The organism is Enterobacter sp. ku-bf2, assembly GCF_001742765.1.
Lineage (GTDB): Bacteria > Pseudomonadota > Gammaproteobacteria > Enterobacterales > Enterobacteriaceae > Enterobacter > Enterobacter quasiroggenkampii.
This window is the reverse complement of record NZ_MDVW01000024.1, coordinates 85,769-104,868: the sequence shown is the minus strand read 5'-3', so window position 1 is coordinate 104,868 and position 19,100 is coordinate 85,769. Positions and strand designations below refer to the sequence as shown.

Below are 19,100 nucleotides of genomic sequence, written 5' to 3'. Positions count from 1 at the left end.
CCAGCGATGATATTAACGTAATCACAGGAAAGTGATGATGAATAAAATTTTGGTAAGCGCGTGCCTGATGGGCTTCAGGGTTCGTTATAACGGAAGTGAAAAAGCGAGAATGAACGCGCAACTCGCTCGCTGGCAACAGGAACAACGTCTGGTTATCCACTGCCCTGAATTGGCTGCCGGGCTGCCTGTACCGCGTCCTCCGGTAGAGATTATGTCCGCTGATGGCAAAGACGTAATGCGCGGGCAAGCCAGAATTATTGAAAATACCGGGCAGGACGTGACCGCACATTATCAGCTTGCAGCCTGGCTTGCGCTACGCGCTGCTCACGAGTCGGGGTGTAGCGCTGCATTGTTAACCGATGGCAGCCCAACGTGCGGCAGTGAGTTTATTTATGACGGATCGTTTCGCGGCATACATAAAACGGGGAGGGGGGTTGCGGCATCGTTGCTCGCTGAGAATGGGATCGCCGTGTTCTCAGAGAAGCAAATCGACGAACTCATTGCCTGGATTGAGGAGAGAGAAGGCAAAAAATAAGCCCGCGTAAGGGAGATTACGCAGGCTAAGGAGGTGGTTCCTGGTACAGCTAGCATTTATGGGTTATGTTTTTCAGCGGGGGGATAATACCCGTATTGAACGAAGCGGTATGTGATCCGATTCTAAGAATTATCCCAGCGCGAAAAAATTTCCCTGATTGACTATTTGCCGTGTGGGTTACGGGTGCTTTCACCGTTGAAGTTACGCATCAGCAGCGCGAACTTCAGCTCCACCTCTTCCGGAACCGGCAGCCAGACGGTATGCCCGTCACCCGGCGCGACCTCAATCGCTTCGCCCTTGCCGTTTTCCAGATGCTCCAGCGTAAAGTTCATGTTGCCCTGCGGGGTCATCAGCTCCAGGCTGTCGCCTTTGGTGAACTTGTTTTTCACCGCGACGGCCGCCAGCGCGCCTTTGCGCTCGCCGGTGAAGTCACCGACAAACTGCTGGCGCTCGGATACGGAGTAGCCGTGCTCGTAGTTCTGGTAGTCGTCGTGGGTATGACGGCGCAGGAAGCCTTCGGTATAGCCGCGATGCGCCAGGCCTTCCAGAGTTTCCAGCAGGCTGGTATCGAACGGTTTACCGGCGGCCGCATCGTCGATGGCTTTGCGGTATACCTGCGCGGTACGCGCGCAGTAGTAATAGGATTTGGTGCGGCCTTCAATCTTCAGGGAGTGCACGCCCATCTGGGTCAGGCGCTCGACGTGGGCGATGGCACGCAGATCTTTCGAGTTCATGATGTAGGTGCCGTGCTCGTCTTCAAAGGCGGTCATGTACTCGCCCGGACGTTTGGCTTCTTCAATCATAAACACGCTGTCGGTTGGCGCGCCGATGCCCAGCGTCGGCTCAACGTTGGTCACCGGGATCGGTTCATGCTTGTGGACGATGTTGCCGATGTCATCCTCTTTGCCTTCCTGGACGTTATATTCCCAGCGGCAGGCGTTGGTGCAGGTGCCCTGGTTCGGGTCGCGCTTGTTGATGTAGCCAGAAAGCAGGCAGCGGCCGGAATAGGCCATGCACAGCGCGCCGTGAACGAAGATTTCGATTTCCATATCCGGCACCTGAGTGCGGATCTCTTCGATCTCTTCCAGCGAAAGCTCGCGAGACAGGATGACGCGGGTCAGCCCCATCTGCTTCCAGAACTTCACCGTTGCCCAGTTGACGGCGTTAGCTTGTACGGAGAGGTGGATATCCATCTCCGGGAAATTCTCCCGAACCAGCATGATTAAACCCGGGTCCGACATGATCAGCGCGTCCGGTCCCATATCCACCACCGGCTTCAGGTCACGGATGAACGTTTTCAGCTTGGCGTTGTGTGGCGCGATGTTGACCACCACGTAGAATTTTTTACCCAGAGCGTGCGCCTCGTTGATGCCGAGCTGCAGGTTCTCGTGGTTGAATTCGTTATTACGTACGCGCAGCGAGTAGCGCGGCTGGCCCGCGTAAACGGCGTCGGCACCATAGGCGAAAGCGTAACGCATATTTTGCAGCGTTCCCGCCGGGGAAAGGAGTTCCGGTTTAAACATGTTTGTTCTCGTTCTGATGACAGGTCAGATCCGCGTGCACCAGGTGCAGCGGTAAGGGGAGATCCCCCACTTTAAGGGCGGGCATTGTAGCGCTGCGGGGCAGGGAGGTAAAGTTATTGTGCCGGGCGGCGGCTTCGCCTTACCCGGCCTGGATTGACCCTCTGCTGGCTAGGCTATCCTGCACGCATCCGCTTCCCAGCGATACCCCACGCCATACACCGCGCGGATAAACGACTGTTCGGCGTCCAGCGCCTCCAGCTTGCGGCGCAGGTTTTTAATGTGGCTGTCGATGGTGCGGTCGGTCACCACACGGTAATCGTCGTACAGGTGGTTCAGCAGCTGTTCGCGGGAGAAGACTTTTCCCGGCTCGTGGGAGAGAGTTTTCAGCAGGCGGAACTCCGCTGGCGTCAGGTCCAGCAGCTTGCTGCGCCAGCTCGCCTGGAAGCGGCTTTCGTCGACAATCAGCGGGCTTTCGGCGTCCAGCACCTGAAGCTCGCGCTGCGGCCTGCAGCGGCGCAGAATGGTTTTCACGCGGGCAACCACCTCGCGCGGACTGTAGGGCTTGCAGATATAGTCGTCCGCGCCGATTTCGAGCCCCAGCAGGCGGTCGATCTCTTCAATTTTGGCGGTGACCATGACGATCGGTACGTCGGAGAAGCGGCGAATTTCCCGGCACAGGGTCAGGCCATCGGTCCCGGGAAGCATCAGATCCAGCAGGATCAGGTCCGGCGGGGTTTGGCGCACGTACGGCAGCACCTGGTCGCCGTGGCTGATCAGTGACGGGGCATAGCTGGCCGCGCGTAAATAGTCGATCAGCAGCTGTCCCAGCTTGGGTTCGTCTTCGACGATCAAAATGCGCGGCGTGTTTTCGTCAATCGGTAACTCGGTCATACTTCTCTCGATAAATCCCGTTCCAGAGGTAACTCTACTGTAATGCTAACCCCGCCAAAAGGCGAATGGGCGGCGCGGATCGTGCCATTATGCGCCTCGACGATGTTAACGCAAATCGCCAGCCCCAGACCGGATCCGCCGCTGGCGCGATTGCGGGAGCCTTCGGTACGGTAAAAACGTTCAAACAGTTTTTCCAGCTGCGCGTCCTGCACGCCGGGTGCGGAATCCGCGAAGGTAAGGGCAAAGCGCCCGTTTTCCTGTCTGCCGGAAATCAGCAGCCCGCCGCCGCTGTCGGTATAGCGCAGGCTGTTTTCCAGCAGGTTGTTGAACAGCTGCATCAGCCGATCTTTGTCGCCAAACACCACCGCGCTGTCCGGCAGGGAGAGGTCGATTTTCAGGTTGCGACTGGCAAAGCGTTCGCGGAAGGCGCCGCTCGCTACTTCCAGCACGTTAATGACGTCTACGGGCGCCTTCTGGTAGGCCAGTGCGCCTTCGTCCGACATGGAGAGCTGGTGGAGATCGTCCACCAGCTTGGTGAGCGTGCCCACCTCCGCCTGCAGGGAAGCCACCGATTCGGGCGTAAACTGGCGCACGCCGTCCTGAATGGCCTCGAGCTCGCCGCGCAGCACCGCCAGCGGCGTACGCAGCTCGTGTGAAATATCGGCCATAAAGTCGCGGCGCATCTGCTGGTTTTTCTCAAGCGTGCTGGCGAGCTGGTTAAAGTCCTGCGCCAGCTTGCCCAGTTCGTCCTGGCTGCGGGTATCGACGCGAGTAGTGAAATCCCCGGCGGCGAGCTTGTGCGTGCCTTCCACCAGGCGTTTCACCGGGGCGAGCAGACCGCGTGCCAGCGGGAAGGTGGCGAGCGCGGCGAGCAGCGTGGAGAGCGCGACAATCAGCCAGCTTGTCCGACGCTGCTGGCGGTCAAAGTTGATGTCGGTGTTGCGCGTCAGGCGCTCCACCGGGGAGGCGATCACCCAGCCAACGGTGGCGTTATTCACTTTAATCGCCCGCCGGGTGCCGTCCGGCGGTATCGGCGCGCGCGGGCCAACCAGGGGGCGCATATCCTGGTCGATTACCCAGAACTGGGTGCGCCAGCCGTGCGGCGGCATACCCGGGCCCGGACGATCGTCACCGGTATCGTGCTCCAGCGAGCGCAGGATCTGGAAAATAAAGCGATCATTGTTGCGCAGAAAACGCCAGTTGCCGTGCTGGGCGTACTGTTCACTCAGTGCATCACTTAAGCCCTGCAAACGCTGCTCATTGCCATGCTTGATGTAATCAATAAAGCCGCGTTCGAAGCTGACCCGCACCGCCCAGTGCATGGTGATCAGCAGGACGATACAGGTGGCGAAGATCGCTACAAAGAGCTTGCCGGTAATACCCGGACGCCAGAATTTCATGAGCCACTCCTTTTGCCGCGCCTGATGACGACGTTCTTGCTGGTATCATCCGGCACTCTGGCGAAGATGAAAGCGGGCAGGGCGATAATGATCGCCATGCTGAGGTAGGTATACATAAAGACCTGATGCGCCACCGGCGTGTCGACGCTGAGGTGGTGCTGACCGTACATGCCGAGCAGTAACCCCGCAATAGTCACGCCCACGCTCATGGAGAGCTGCATCACCATCGACAGCAGGCTGTTGCCGCTGCTCGCCAGATCGTCCGGCAGGTCTTTTAGCGTCAGGGTATTCATCGACGAGAAGCGCATGGAGTTGATGATCCCCTGGCAGAACAGCACCAGCGGCAGGACGTAGTACCAGCCCATCAGCGCCACGGCCATAAACAGCAGACTGACCAGCGCCAGCCCCAGCGTGGCGGCCACCAGCACGTGTCGGTAACCAAAGCGGTTCACCACCTGCACCACAATGCGCTTCATTCCCATGCTGCCGAGCACCATCGGGATCATCATCAGGCCCGCGTGGAATGGCGAAAAACCCATGCCAATTTGCAGAAAAACGGGCGTCATAAACGGCAGCATCCCGCTGCCGATGCGTCCGGCGAAGCTGCCAGACAGGCCCAGACGGTAAGTGGGGTTTTTAAACAACGCCAGGCTGAACAGCGCCTTGTCGTTTCCTCTGGCGTGCCACAGATACCACAGTATGGCGGTAACACCGAGCGCGATCAGGAGCTCGAGCGTCAGGGGCGAAATCCCCAGTCCTTTTTGCCCGTCGAGCGCCAGGGTAAGCGTGGCCATACCCGCCGCCAGCAGGATAAAACCGAAGAAATCAAAGCGCCGGGTCTGCATTTTGTAGTTCGGCATCAGCGTCAGGGTGGCCATCGCGCCGATGATGCCTACCGGGAGGTTGATTAAGAAGATCCAGTGCCAGGAGGCGTACTCCACCAGCATGCCGCCCAGCGCCGGGCCCAGCAGCGGTCCCACCTGACCGGGCAGGGTGACAAAGGTCATCGCGGCCATGTACTGCTCGCGCGGCACAATCTTCATCACCGTTAACCGCCCGACGGGCACCATCATCGCCCCGCCGATGCCCTGCAGCACGCGCGCCATGACCAGCTGGTCGAGGGTATTGGCCTGCGCGCAAAACAGCGAGCCGGTGGTAAACAGCACGATGGCGGTAAAGAAGATATTCCGCACGCCGACCTTATCGGCCAGCCAGCCGCTGGCGGGCAGCATCACGGCAACGGTCAGCACGTAGGAGACAATCACCATGTGCATATGCAGCGGGCTCTCCCTCAGGCTTTTCGCCATGGAGGGGAGGGCGGTGTTGACGATGGTCGTATCCAGCGACTGCATAAAGAAGCCGAAGGCGACTATCCATAATTGCCAGCGAACGTTGCTGGGAAGCTCAGTCATTTACCCGTTTACCGTTTCTCTGTTTTTACGCGAAAAGCGCAGCCGCAGGCGGTCGAAGAACAGATAGACCACCGGCGTGGTGTACAGCGTCAGCAGTTGGCTCATCACCAGGCCGCCGACAATGGTGATCCCCAGCGGCTGGCGCAGCTCTGAGCCGTCGCCGCCCGAGATCACCAGCGGCAGCGCGCCAAACAGCGCCGCCAGGGTGGTCATCATGATCGGACGGAAGCGCAGCAGGCAGGCCTGGAAGATGGCCTCTTCCGGCGAGAGGTTGCCGTTGCGCTGGGCGTCCAGCGCGAAGTCCACCATCATGATGGCGTTTTTCTTCACGATGCCGATCAGCAGCATGATCCCGATAAGCGCGATAAGGCTGAACGGTGCGCCGAACAGCTCCAGCGCCAGCAGTGCCCCCACGCCCGCCGACGGCAGCGTCGAGAGGATGGTCAGCGGGTGCACGTAGCTCTCATACAGCACGCCCAGCACAATATAGACCGTGGCGATGGCGGCCAGAATCAAAATCACCTGCGAGTTCATCGTCTCCTGGAATACCTGCGCGGTCCCGGCAAAGCTGCCGCGCACGGTGGACGGCACACCAAGCTGGGTCATCGCGCGGTTGATTGCATCGCTGGCCTCAGACAGTGACGAACCGGCGGGCAGGTTAAAGGAGATGGTCGATGCTGCCGACAGCCCCTGATGGTTCACCGACAGCGGCGCGTTGGCAGGCTGCCAGCTGGCGAAGTAGGAGAGCGGAATCGCCTTGCCGTCGTTGTTAATCACAAACATTTTGTCCAGGGCGCTGATGTCCTGGGTGTAGCGCGGGTCAACTTCCATCACCACCTTATACTGGTTCATCGGCTGGTAGATGGTGGAGATCTCGCGCTGGCCGAAGGCGTTGTTCAGCAGGCTATTGGCGGCTTCAACGTTGATGCCCAGCCGCGACATGGTTTCACGGTCGTAGGTCAGGGCCATCTCGGCGCCGTTGTCCTGCTGATCGGAGTTTACGTCCGCCAGTTGGGGAAGGGCGGCCAGCGCCTTGCGGATCTTCGGCTCCCACTCGCGCAGGGCGGCCAAATCGTCCGAGAGTATTGTGTACTGATAGCTGGCGTTCGCCTGTCGCCCGCCGACGCGGATATCCTGAACGGCCATCAAAAACAGGTTTGCCCCCGGCTCTTTGGCGAGCTTCACCCGCAGGCGGTCAATCACCTGCTGGGCGGTTTCGTTGCGCTCGCCGCGCGGTTTGAGGGTAATAAACATCATCCCGCTGTTGACGCGCGACCCGCCGGTAAAGCCGGTGACGTTATCCACGGCTTTGTCTTCACGAATGATCTTCATAAAGTCCTGCAGCTTGCCGCGCATGGCCTGGAAAGAAATACTCTGGTCCGCCTGAATGCCGCCCATCAGCACGCCGGTGTCCTGCTCCGGGAAGAAAGTTTTCGGGATGGTGATATACATCCACACGTTGAGCACGATGGTGCCGATCAGCACCAGGCCGACCAGACGCGTATGGTTCAGCACCCACTTCAGCGATTTACCGTAGCCTTCCTGCATTGCCATCAGGAAACGGCCAAAGCCTTTGCGGCGCGGCTGCGAGTGCGGTTTGCTGCGCTTGAGCATCCAGCCGCACATCATTGGCGTCAGCGTTAGGGAGATCGCCAGCGAAATGCCGATCGCGACGGAGAGGGTGACGGCAAACTCGCGCAGCAACCGGCCCGGCAGCCCGCCCATCAGCAGCAGCGGCAGGAACACCGCCACCAGCGACAGGCTCATGGAGAGCACCGTAAACCCCACCTCGCGCGTGCCCTGCAACGCAGCCTGCAGCGGCTTCACGCCCGCTTCCAGATGGCGGGAGATGTTCTCCAGCACCACGATGGCGTCATCCACCACGAAGCCCGTCGCAATCGTCAGGGCCATCAGCGACAGGTTGTTGAGGCTAAACCCGCACAGATACATGGCGGCAAAGGTACCGATCAGCGAGACCGGCACGGCCACCGCCGGGATCAGCGTCGCGCGGCCAGAGCGCAGGAACAGGAAGACCACCAGGATCACCAGCGCAACGGAGATCACCAGCGTTTGCTCGACCTCTTCCAGCGAGGCGCGAATGGTCGGGGAGCGATCCTGGGCAATTTGCAGATCGATTGCTGCCGGGATGGTCTCCTGCAGGTCCGGAAGACGGGCGCGAATGCTGTTCACCGTCTCAATAATGTTGGCCTCCGGCAGCTTGCGGATCATCAGCAAAATCGCCGGTTTGGCGTTGGTCATCCCGGCGTTGCGCACGTCCTGCACCGAGTCGGTGACGCTGGCCACGTCGCTTAATCGCACCGCCGCGCCGTTATTATAGTGGATGATGAGCGGTTGAAATTCCGCCGCGGTTTTCAGCTCGTCGTTGGTATGGATCTGCCAGCGGTGGCTGTTATCCTCAATCGCCCCCTGCGGTTTACGCACGTTGGCGTTGCTGATGGCGGAGCGCACGTCATCCAGCGACACGCCCTGGTTAAACAGCGCCTGCGGGTTTAACCCCACGCGCACGGCGGGCAGGGAACTCCCACCGACGCTCACGTCGCCGACGCCGTTAATTTGTGAGATTGTCTGCGCCAGCTGGGTAGACGCAAAGTCGTACAGCTGCCCCTGCGAGTACGTATCCGAGGTCAGCGTCAGGATCATGATCGGCGCGTCGGACGGGTTGGCCTTGCGGTAGGTCGGACGGCTCGGCATCCCGCTCGGCAGCAGGCTCTGTGCGGCGTTAATGGCCGCCTGCACGTCGCGCGCCGCGCCGTTGATATCCCGGTCGAAGCTGAACTCCAGAATGATGCGCGTGCTGCCCAGCGAGCTGCTGGAGGTCATCTCGTTGACCCCCGCAATCCGCCCGAGCGAACGCTCCAGCGGCGTGGCAACGGACGAGGCCATGGTTTCCGGCGAGGCGCCAGGCAGCGAGGCGCTGACCATGATCACCGGGAAATCCACCTGCGGCAGCGGTGCCACCGGCAGCAACCGGAAGCCCAGCACGCCGCAGAGGGTAATGGCGAGCGAGATTAAAATCGTCGCCACCGGGCGATAAATGAAGAGGGCGAAAAACTTCACTTATGCCTCCTCTTCACGTTTCGGGAAGCGGCTTTTGGTCCACAGCGCCAGGCGGTCAAACAGCAGGTAGATCACCGGTGTGGTGAACAGCGTCAGCACCTGGCTCACCAGCAGACCGCCGACCATGCCGATACCCAGCGGACGGCGCAGCTCCGCGCCGACGCCGGTGCTCAGCATCAGCGGCAGCGCGCCCAGCAGGGCGGCCAGCGTGGTCATCAGGATGGGACGAAAACGCAGCAGGCAGGCCTGGAAAATCGCATCGCGCGGCGACATGCCCTGCTCGCGCTCGGCGGCCAGGGCAAAGTCGATCATCATGATGGCGTTTTTCTTCACGATCCCGATAAGCAGGATAATGCCGATGATGGCAATCACGTCCAGTTCGCTGCCCGCCAGCATTAATGCCAGCAGTGCCCCAACGCCCGCCGTCGGCAGGGTAGAAAGGATGGTGATCGGGTGGATAAAGCTTTCGTACAGCACGCCGAGCACGATGTACATCGCCACGACCGCCGCCACGATCAGCCAGATGGTGTTGCCCAGCGCAGCCTGGAACGCCAGGGTGCTGCCCTGGAACTGGGTCTGAATGTCGGACGGGAAGCTGAGGTCTCTTTCAGCCGCCTGAATGGCCTCCACCGCTTCACCCAGAGAGTAATTGTCCGGCACGTTAAAGGAGATGGTGGTGGACGGGAACTGATCCAGATGGTTAATCGACAGCGGGGTATAGCGTTCTTCCACCGTGGCGATAGCGCTCAGCGGCACAATGCCGCCATCTTTGCTGGTCAGGCGCACCGAGTCCAGCCCCGCCAGGCCGGGCGTATTTTCGGTGTTGTGCTCCAGCACCACGCGGTACTGGTTAGCCTGGGTGTAGATGGTGGAGATCAGGCGCTGCCCAAACGCGTTATACAGGGCGTTATCCACGTCCGCCATGGTAATACCCAGACGGCTGGCGGCATCGCGGTTGACGTTCACATACGCCGCCAGGCCCTTGTCCTGCCAGTCGCTGCTGACGTCCGAGAGGTGCGGCAGGGTTTTGAGTTTATCCACCAGCTGCGGCACCCAGGTGCTGAGCGCGTCCAGCGAGGTGGCCTGCAGCGTGAACTGGTACTGCGTGCGGCTGACCTGGGTATCGATGGTCAAATCCTGAATCGGCTGCAGGTAAAGCTCAACGCCCGGCACGCGGGCCACGGCGTTTTGCAGCCGCTCAATGACGGCGTTGACGCGATCGTCGCGCTCATCCAGCGGCTTAAGGTTGATCTGCAGACGCGCGCTGTTGAGCGACGGGTTGGTGCCGTCGACGCCCACGTAGGACGTCAGGCTCTCGACCGCCGGATCTTTCATAACAATCTCAGACACCTGCTGCTGGCGCTGGGCCATATTGGCGAATGAGACCGACTGCGGCACCTGAAGCGTGCCCTGAATAATGCCGTTGTCCTGGATGGGGAAGAAGCCTTTCGGAATGAAAATCCACAGCATCACGCTGAGCGCCAGCGTGCCGAGCGCCACGCCGAGCGTGGCCCACGGGTGGTTGAGGACTTTCGCCAGCACGCGACCGTAGGCTGCAATAATCCGCTCGAACATGCGCTCGGAGGCGCGCGAGAAGCGGTTTTGCTTGCGCAGGGACTCGTGGCTCAGCATGCGGGCGCACATCATCGGCGTCAGGGTCAGCGACACAACCGCGGAGATCAGAATGGCGACCGCCAGCGTCACGGCAAACTCGCGGAACAGCCGCCCGACGATATCGCCCATAAACAGCAGCGGGATCAGCACCGCAATCAGCGAGAAGGTCAGCGAGATAATGGTAAAGCCGATCTCGCCCGCGCCTTTCAGCGCCGCGGCCAGCGGTTTTTCGCCTTTCTCGATATAGCGCGAGATGTTCTCAATAACGACGATAGCGTCATCCACCACGAACCCGGTGGCGATGGTGAGCGCCATCAGCGTCAGGTTGTTGATCGAAAAATCGAGGAACACCATGACGGCAAACGTGCCGACCAGCGAGAGCGGTACGGCGACGGCGGGAATAATGGTCGCCGGAACGTTGCGCAGGAACAGATAAATGATCATCACCACCAGTGCAATCGCCAGCATCAGCTCGAACTGGGTGTCGGTGACCGACGCGCGAATGTTGGTGGTACGGTCGGAAAGCACCTTCACGCTGACCGATTTCGGCAGGCTTTCGATCAACTGCGGCAGCATGGTGCGGATGCTGTCGGCGGTTTCGATGATGTTGGCACCCGGCTGGCGTTGCACGTTCATCACGATCGCCTGCTGCTTGTTGGCCCATGCCCCCAGCCAGCTGTTCTCCGCGCCTTGTTCTACGGTCGCCACGTCGCCCAGACGCACTGGCGCGCCGTTCTGGTAGGCGATAATCAGCTGACGATATTCGTCGGCGGACTGCATCTGGTCGTTGGCGGAGAGCGTCACGGCGCGGGTTGGGCCGTCCAGCGAGCCCTTCGCCGAGTTGACGTTCGCGTTGCTGATGGCGCTGCGGATGGTTTCGCTGGTGAGCCCCAGCGCGGCAATGGCCTGCGCGTTCAGCTTGACGCGCACCGCCGGGCGCTGGCCGCCCGCGAGGGTGACGAGGCCAACGCCGGAGACCTGAGAAATCTTCTGCGCCACGCGCGTTTCGACCATGTCTTCGACCTGGGTCATCGGCATGGCGGAGGAGGTGACGGCAAGCGTCATGATCGGCGGATCCGCCGGGTTCACCTTGCTGTAGACCGGCGGGTTAGGCAGGTCTGACGGCAGCAGGTTGGTGGCGGCGTTGATGGCGGCCTGCACCTCCTGCTCGGCGACGTCCAGTGACAGCGTCAACTGGAACTGCAGCGTCACCACGGATGCCCCGCCAGAACTCTGGGAGGACATCTGTTTTAGCCCCGACATCTGGCCGAACTGGCGCTCCAGAGGGGCGGTAATGGCGGACGTCACCACGTCCGGGCTGGCCCCGGGATAGAGAGTGACAACCTGAATGGTTGGATAATCCACCTCCGGCAGCGCCGAGACGGGCAGGAAGCGATAGCCGATAATCCCGGCGAGCAGGATCGCCACCATCAGCAGCGTGGTGGCGACAGGACGGAGGATAAACAGGCGTGAAGGCCCACCTGTAGAGCCCGGCGGCAGCACCTGCATCAGGAGGTCGCTCCCTGTTTCGCAGGTTCAACCACTTCCACTTTGGCCCCTTCGGTCAGACGGTCAATGCCGTCGGTGACCACGCGGTCGCCTGCGGAAAGTCCGGCGCTGATGACCACCGTCTGGCTGTCCTGAATTCCGGTTTTTACGAGGTGCTTGCTGACTTTATTGTCGCTGTTAAGCACCCAGACGAAGTTACCTTCATTACCCATCTGCAGCGCAGCGGTGGGGATCACCACCGCGTTCTCTTCGGTCGCGACCAGCATGCGCGCATTGACGAACTGGTTCGGGAAGAGGGCATCGTCCTGGTTATTAAAGCGCGCCTTCAGCTTGATGGTGCCGGTGGTGGTGTCGATCTGGTTATCCAGACTGAGCAGAGACCCTTCACTCAGTTTCTGCTTGTTGGTGCGGTCCCAGGCTTCCACGACCAGGCCTTTACCGGCTTTTTGCGCCTGCATGACGGTCGCGATATCGCTTTCCGGCAGGGTAAAGACTAAATCAATCGGGTGGGTCTGGGTGATCACCACGATGCCCGTGGTGTCGCCGCTGGAGATTTGGTTGCCGATATCGACCTGCTTCAGGCCGACGCGTCCGTCAATCGGCGCGGTGATGCGGCTCCAGTCCAGCTGCAGTTGGGCGCTGGCCACGGCGGCTTCGTCGGCTTTGATGGTGCCCTGCGTTTCTCTGACCAGCGACTGCTGGGTATCCAGCTCCTGACGGGACACCAGATTCGTTTTCACCAGTTGCTGGTAGCGGGCTAAATCGCGCCGGGCGTTGGCGAGGGTCGCGTTGTCTTTCGCAAGCTGTCCCTGCGCCTGGGCGAGGGCGACCTTAAACTGGCTCGGGTCGATTTCCGCCAACAGGTCACCAGCCTTAACCTGCTGACCTTCCTGGAAGTGGATCGCGATGAGCTGGCCGTCGACGCGGCTGCGCACCGTGGCGGTGTTGGCGGCGGTAATGGTCCCGAGACCTGTGAGATAGCGAGGAACGGCTTTATTCACCGCCGTCGCCGCCTGAACCGGCGCCAGGGCGCCGCCGCGCATTCCATGACGCCCTCCGCCCGTGGGGCGCTGAGCCTGGCTGGTGGCACCGGCAGGTGCGGCGGAGTTCGCGGATTGGCTGTGCCAGTACCAGGCGGCGGCAAGGGCCACCACAATGATGCCAGCGGCGATTGCCCAGCGGGATTTGTTACTGCCTTTCATCGTTATACGTTCTCATCCTGAATACTTCGGGGAATGATACTAGTTTAGTCAGGCAACACAGCGGAAAAATGGAGGAAATATGGAAGACTGTCAGGAATGGTCTGAGTGTGGAGCTCTTTTTAGCCGGGTGACGCTTCGCTTACCCGGCCTACAAGGTAAATGCGAACGGCAACGGAAGTTGCCGTTTTTGGTGTTTTGTGGGAGATAGCACCAGACCGCACCACAACAACACACGTTTTGTAGGCCGGGTAAGGCGAAGCCGCCACCCGGCACAACCGCACTAGCTAAACATCACCTGCGCCCAGCGTGCCAGACCAGCGGTAACGGAACCAAAGTCATCGCCACCTGCAATCGGAATACCCGGCAGCTGTTCGGCCAGCGCTTTCTTGATCAGCGGCGAACGGGCGCTACCGCCGGTCAGGTAAATCACATCCGGCTTCTCGTTGCCGTTCTCCAGCGCGAGCTGCACCTGTTCCAGAATGCGCTGCAGCGGCTGAGCGAGCGCCGTCTCCAGCCCCTCCTGCGAAATGGCGGTGGCCAGTTCGTCACTGATAAACGGCAGGGAGACCGCATGCTCAGCGCGGTCGGAAAGGGCGATTTTGCTCTCTTCCGCCGTACGCACCACGCGGTAGCTGAGGCGCTGACGCCACACTTTATAGAGCAGGGCGACTTTTTCGCCATCCTGGGCATCACGCACCAGATCGTTAAGGAAGCGGCCGTTGGCGGTGCTGTAAAAATCACTCTGTGCCGGCACGTCGTTGATGGCAATCGCGTTCCACCACGGCAGGATCGGCAGCGCGATGCCTTTTTCCGTTTGCCCGCCCATGCCGAGCAGCGGCATCAGGCTCTTGAATGCCAGGGCGATGTCAAGATCGTTCCCGCCTACGCGGCAGCCGCTGTGTCCCAGCAGGCTGTTTTCACGATCGCGACGGTTATGCCACTGGGGGCCCATCAGCAGCAGCGAGCAGTCCGTCGTGCCCCCGCCGATGTCCACGACTAATACGCGCTTCTCTTCCGTCAGCGTGGCTTCGAAGTCCAGCCCTGCGGCAACGGGTTCATACTGGAATACCACGTCGCGGAAGCCTGCGCGGTGCGCTGCGCGTTCCAGGATCCCCTGCGCCTGCTGGTTGGCCTCGTCGCCGCCCAGCCCCTGGAAGTTGATCGGACGGCCAATCACCGCCTGGGTAATCGCCTCTGGGACCTGCGTCTGCGCCTGGTTGCGGATGTGCAGCATCATCGCACACACCAGGTCTTCGAACAGCGCGACCTGCTGCGGCTTCAGGCCGCTGGCGCCGAGGAAGGATTTTGGCGACTTAACGAAATAGACCTCTTCGGGGTCTTCAATGTAGTGTCCGAGCGAGGAGAGGCCGAACTGCACGCTGGACGGCGTAACGTCGATATCTTCCTCGCGGTTGAAGCTGACGGCACGGCGTAACAGCGCCTGGGTTTCCGCCGCCGAAGCCGGAACCTGATGGTGGCGGAACAGCCATTCGCTCACCGCTTCACGCGTCGGTGCGCAGAGCATTGACGGCAGTAGCGTGCTCTCTTTTTCCATTTTCAGGAGCCGTGGCTGCCCGTTTTGCATAATCGCAACCGAGCAGTTTGCCGTACCGTAGTCAAATCCAATAAACACGATGAATCCCCATGCCGGTGAGAAGGGGCGAGACTTTAACGAAATGTCCGCATGGCGACAACAGGAATATGAAAGCAAGGCGAAACAGGACCTTTCCGTTTATGCTGTGAAGAACCCAAAAGGAGAGATGATGTACACCCTGAACTGGCTTCCCCCTTACGACTGGCAGTGGATGTTTGGCTTTCTTGGCGCGCGTGCGGTGACGGGCATTGAAACCGTCACGCCCGACTACTACGAGCGCAGTTTTGCCTGCGAGGGACATCAGGGGATCTTCCGCGTGACGCCGGATATCGCAACCCACACGCTGGTCGTGACCCTCAGCCCGGGGTTAATTCCGGTTGCGCAGCCGTGCCTTGAGCGCATCGAACGCCTGTTCGATCTTGCCTGCAATCCGCAGCACATCGCAGAGACGCTGGGCGATCTCGGTGCTGCAAGGCCGGGCTTACGTTTGCCGGGAGCGATGGATGCTTACGAGCAGGGCGTCCGGGCGATTCTCGGGCAGCTGGTGAGCGTGGCGATGGCGGCGAAGCTGGCGTCACGCGTGGTGGCGTTATGCGGTGAACCCGTGGCGGATTGCCCGGGCTATCTCTGCTTCCCCACGCCGCAGGCGCTGGCGGCAGTGGACCCGCTGGCGCTGAAAGCGTTGGGCATGCCGGTAAAGCGCGCGGAGTCGCTGATTCATCTGGCGCAGTCGGTTATCGACGGAACATTTCCGCTTTTCCCGCCCGCGAATATAGAAGAGGGGATGAAGGCGCTACAGCAGCGGCCGGGGATAGGGCGCTGGACGGCAAATTATCTGGCCCTGCGCGGCTGGCAGGCGAAAGATGTGTTTCTGCCGGATGATTACCTGATTAAACAACGCTTCGCCGGAATGACGCCCGCGCAAATTCGTCGCTATGCCGAACGCTGGAAGCCGTGGCGCTCCTATGCGCTGCTGCATATCTGGTATACCGACGGCTGGGCACCGTCAGTTGATCGCGAAATAACTGGTATTGAGAAGAAGATCTAATGGCTGCGGCTCAGCGATGGTGTCACCAAAGATAAAATCGATGCCGATACCGGAGAGCGTATCCATCATGATGGGCTGGTTACAGGGGCCTGCAATGGTTTTCATTCCCAGACGCTGGGCGTGGCCCTGAACAATGGTCACCATCATCTCATCCATCAGATTGCCGTACACGTTGGTTACCACCTCCGCATCCAGCATCAGATAGTCGGCCATGTTCGCGGTCAGGTGGGTAAAGACGTTCATATCGCGTCCCACCTGGCTGAAGATCACGCGGCAGCCCGCCTGACGGAGCTTTTGCAGACCCCGATGCAGGTTCTTATCCGGATTGCACACCACATCGACAGAGATAACCAGATGCAGCAGACGGCCCGGCATCGGGCTTTTATCCAGCAGGTCGAGCAGTTCATCGACCAGCGTCACGCTGGCTAAACCGGCCTCCGAGAGCGGCAGCGCCACCCCCATGCCTTTACTGGCGATCTGGGCGGCTGAGGTGCGGAAAAACTCGCTAAAGATCCGCCTGTCGAGGGCGTGCAGAAGCTCTGGTTCCGCCAGGCCCGAGCGGAAGGCATGCTCTTCCTGAACTTCGCCCTGGCTGGTCCACAGGCGTAACGACAGCAGCCAGAAATTACTGCTCTCAGGGATGCGCGGTGAGGCGACGCTGCGGGCAATCATCATCAGATGATTGTCTTTAATCATGTGCCACTGTTCATCAAGCGACATCATGCTGCGCGTGTGGTGATCCCGCTCCTGCTGGGGTTCATACACCGTCACCATGCCACGTCCGCTGTTTTTTGAGGCGTAACAGGCAATGTCCGCCTGCGACATGATCTCCGACGCCTGATGGTTATTTTCATCAATCAGCGTGATGCCGGCGCTGGCGCCGATCCGGTGCAGGCGGCCTTCCCACATAAAGTGATAGTCGTTGATGGCATGAATCAGGCGACCGGCGATATAGCGCGCGCTTTCCAGATTGCAGTCCGGTAAAAGTAACCCGAACTCGTCCCCGCCCAGACGCGCCAGCACGTCGCTGGAGCGGAGCATGGTTAACATCAGGGAAGCCAGTTCCCGCAGCAGGGCATCGCCCGCGGCGTGGCCAGCCGTGTCATTGACGGCTTTGAAGCGATCGAGGTCGATAAACACCAGGGCATGACGCTGGCGCGTTTCGCGAACGGTCTGCAGGAGCCGTTTAAGATGATTTTCGAAGCTGACCCGGTTAGCCAGATGGGTCAGGGCATCGTGGGAAGCGCTGTAGCTGAGCTGGCGCAGCATTTTGCGCGACTCGGTCACGTCCTGAATCACGATCACCGAGCCGATATTCTGTCCATCCAGCGTGCTGAGCGGCGTAATGCTGTAGTGGATATCAAAATTGCCGCCGGTACGGCAGTTCAGCACCACGTCCTGATCGATATCGGAACGGGACATATCGCCGCTGTGAATATTCTCCATCAGCGGCCCTTTTTCACCAAAGGTGATGTGTAACACCTTCAGGATCGGCTGACCAATAGCTTCGGTCTGCAGCCAGCCGCTCATTTTCTCGGCGACCGGGTTCATAAAGGTGACGTTCATGTTGATATCGGTGCACAGCACTGCTTCACCGATGGAGTCGAGGGTAATGTGCAGACGCTCTTTTTCCTGGAAAAGCGCCTCGTTAAGCTGCTTAACCTCGGTCATGTCCATGTTGATACCGAGCAACCGTTCGACTTCCCCCTGCTTATTGAGCACCCGGTTCGCCAGGGAGCGAATATGACGCACGCCTTCCTTCACGCGAATGCGGAATTCCAGCTTAAACGGCAGACGGGAAATCAGAGAGTCCCGCAGCACCTTCTCTGCGTGGGCGCGATCTTCCGGCAGCATCGTGTCGTGCCAGAGCTGCCAGGTGGGCTTGATGTGCGGCGGAATTTCATACAGTTCAAACATCCGCTTATCCCAGCTGATAACGTCGGGTTCCAGATCCCACTCCCAGATGCCGATGCCCCCTGCTTCGTTTGCCAGGGTGATGCGCTCCATCAGGCGTTTATTGACCCACTCGGTCTGCTTCAGGTCGTTAATGTCTTCAATCTGGGCGATAAAATAGAGCGGCGAGCCGTCGGCATGGCGCACCACGGAGACGGCAAGAAGCGCCCAGACCACTTCTCCATCGCGCGTGTAATAGCGCTTCTCGAGGGTATAGGTATTGATGTCGCCGTTAATGAGCTGTTCGAGCTGCTCCAGGTCGGTATTCAGATCTTCCGGCCAGGTGAGCTGCTGGAAGGTCAGCGACTGGAGCTCCGTCTGGCTGTAGCCGAGGAAATTGCACAGCGCCTTGTTCGCCTGAAGCCATTTTCCTTCGATGCTGACCAGCGCCATACCGATGGCAGAATATTCCATTGCGTTACGAAAACGCTCTTCGCTTTCGGTGATGTGTTTGCGCTCGGCGCGGAAGGCGTACATCACCATGGTCATAACGTTAGCGGGCAGGAGCAGCATCAGGAACGGCAGCCAGGGGGCGTTCAGCATCGGCCCGGCGTGCTGGGTGGTCAGCGCCAGAGGGTTGCGGGCAATCATCAGCGACACCACCATCACGGTGACCAGAAACACCATGAACGCTTCCATCCTCGGCAGGCGCACAGCGCTCCACATCAGCAGAACGATCACGCAGGTGAAGGGCCACGGCAGCCAGGTGATGGCTGCCCAGCTGAGGGCTAACGTCACGGCCAGCGTGGTCAGCGTTTCCAGAAGCAACCGCGGATCGCGGTGGCGCAGCAGATAATGCGGCTTAAACAACAGCCCTAGCGGCACCAGCGCCAGCGCGCCAATCGCTTCTGACAATACCCAGACGAAGAAATTACGCAGGGGCTCTGGGCCGGGGGCCAGCAGGGTCACCAGAATACCGCCCACCAGCGGCGGCACCAGCGCGCTGCCGATGGCCACGCGGATCCAGTCGTTCAGATTCTGCAGCGGGTTGTACCATGGGAGCCATTTGCGCAGAAACAGCGCACCGATAGCGGCCTCAATGATGTTGATCGAAGGATAGATGAGGCTGACCGATCCCCAGGAGAACAGCATCCACGAGGCCAGAACATTACCGAACGAGCAGGCCAGGGCAATGCCCGGCCACATTTTTCCGGCATGGCGGTAAAACGCCACCATCATAATGGCGGTGGGGAACCAGAGCGGAGCCAGCAGGGTGCCGAAACGGGTGAGTTCCAGCGAAAATAAGGTAAAGATAAAGGTGACCAGGCCCAGACAGACAAGTCGTGTTAAAGGATGTGGGGTAGTCACCAAAACCCGCTGGTATTGTTTATTCATTACCGC

Annotated in this window: 11 protein-coding genes; 2 read left to right on the top strand and 9 right to left on the bottom strand. The window is 60.1% G+C overall.

All coding sequences use genetic code 11. The features are described from left to right. Window positions 1–34: 34 nt before the first annotated feature. Complete coding sequence (locus BFG58_RS22610) at window positions 35–535, top strand: DUF523 domain-containing protein (RefSeq protein ID WP_069720620.1); 501 nt, start codon at window positions 35–37, stop codon at window positions 533–535. Between the two features lie 161 nt (window positions 536–696). Here the strand turns inward: BFG58_RS22610 and yegQ are convergent, their stop codons facing one another. From yegQ to yegD, 8 genes are all read right to left on the bottom strand, one after another. Then, a complete protein-coding gene (gene yegQ / locus BFG58_RS22605) occupies window positions 697–2,058 on the bottom strand; it encodes a tRNA 5-hydroxyuridine modification protein YegQ (protein WP_008500866.1) in 1,362 nt (453 codons plus the stop codon). A 168-nt stretch (window positions 2,059–2,226) separates the two neighbouring features. Next, on the bottom strand, window positions 2,227–2,949 hold the full coding sequence (baeR, locus tag BFG58_RS22600; RefSeq protein ID WP_024908120.1) for a two-component system response regulator BaeR: 723 nt from the start codon (window positions 2,947–2,949) through the stop codon (window positions 2,227–2,229). Continuing rightward, window positions 2,946–4,349, bottom strand: coding sequence for a two-component system sensor histidine kinase BaeS (baeS, locus tag BFG58_RS22595; protein ID WP_039025016.1), 1,404 nt, complete (start codon window positions 4,347–4,349; stop codon window positions 2,946–2,948). The genes baeR and baeS overlap by 4 nt, the downstream gene beginning before the upstream one ends. Beyond that, complete coding sequence (locus tag BFG58_RS22590; protein WP_069720619.1) at window positions 4,346–5,761, bottom strand: MFS transporter; 1,416 nt, start codon at window positions 5,759–5,761, stop codon at window positions 4,346–4,348. The genes baeS and BFG58_RS22590 overlap by 4 nt, the downstream gene beginning before the upstream one ends. After that, entirely contained in the window at window positions 5,762–8,839 is a 3,078-nt protein-coding gene (gene mdtC / locus BFG58_RS22585) for a multidrug efflux RND transporter permease subunit MdtC (protein ID WP_069720618.1), read from the bottom strand. Further along, the gene (locus BFG58_RS22580; RefSeq protein ID WP_069720617.1) at window positions 8,840–11,962 is read right to left on the bottom strand and encodes an MdtB/MuxB family multidrug efflux RND transporter permease subunit; all 3,123 of its coding nucleotides are present in this window, start codon (window positions 11,960–11,962) and stop codon (window positions 8,840–8,842) included. Further along, the gene (locus BFG58_RS22575) at window positions 11,962–13,164 is read right to left on the bottom strand and encodes an MdtA/MuxA family multidrug efflux RND transporter periplasmic adaptor subunit (RefSeq protein ID WP_047747586.1); all 1,203 of its coding nucleotides are present in this window, start codon (window positions 13,162–13,164) and stop codon (window positions 11,962–11,964) included. The genes BFG58_RS22580 and BFG58_RS22575 overlap by 1 nt, the downstream gene beginning before the upstream one ends. 280 nt (window positions 13,165–13,444) lie before the next feature. Then, a complete protein-coding gene (gene yegD / locus BFG58_RS22570) occupies window positions 13,445–14,797 on the bottom strand; it encodes a molecular chaperone (protein ID WP_069720616.1) in 1,353 nt (450 codons plus the stop codon). A gap of 130 nt (window positions 14,798–14,927) precedes the next feature. Here yegD and alkA point away from each other — a divergent pair, with 130 nt between their 5' ends. Next, window positions 14,928–15,806: a DNA-3-methyladenine glycosylase 2 gene (gene alkA, locus BFG58_RS22565; RefSeq protein WP_045908632.1), complete on the top strand. Its 879-nt coding sequence runs from the start codon at window positions 14,928–14,930 to the stop codon at window positions 15,804–15,806. Here alkA and BFG58_RS22560 read toward each other — a convergent pair. Next, window positions 15,765–19,094: a diguanylate cyclase gene (locus tag BFG58_RS22560; RefSeq protein WP_069720615.1), complete on the bottom strand. Its 3,330-nt coding sequence runs from the start codon at window positions 19,092–19,094 to the stop codon at window positions 15,765–15,767. The genes alkA and BFG58_RS22560 overlap by 42 nt on opposite strands. Between the last annotated feature and the right edge of the window lie 6 nt (window positions 19,095–19,100).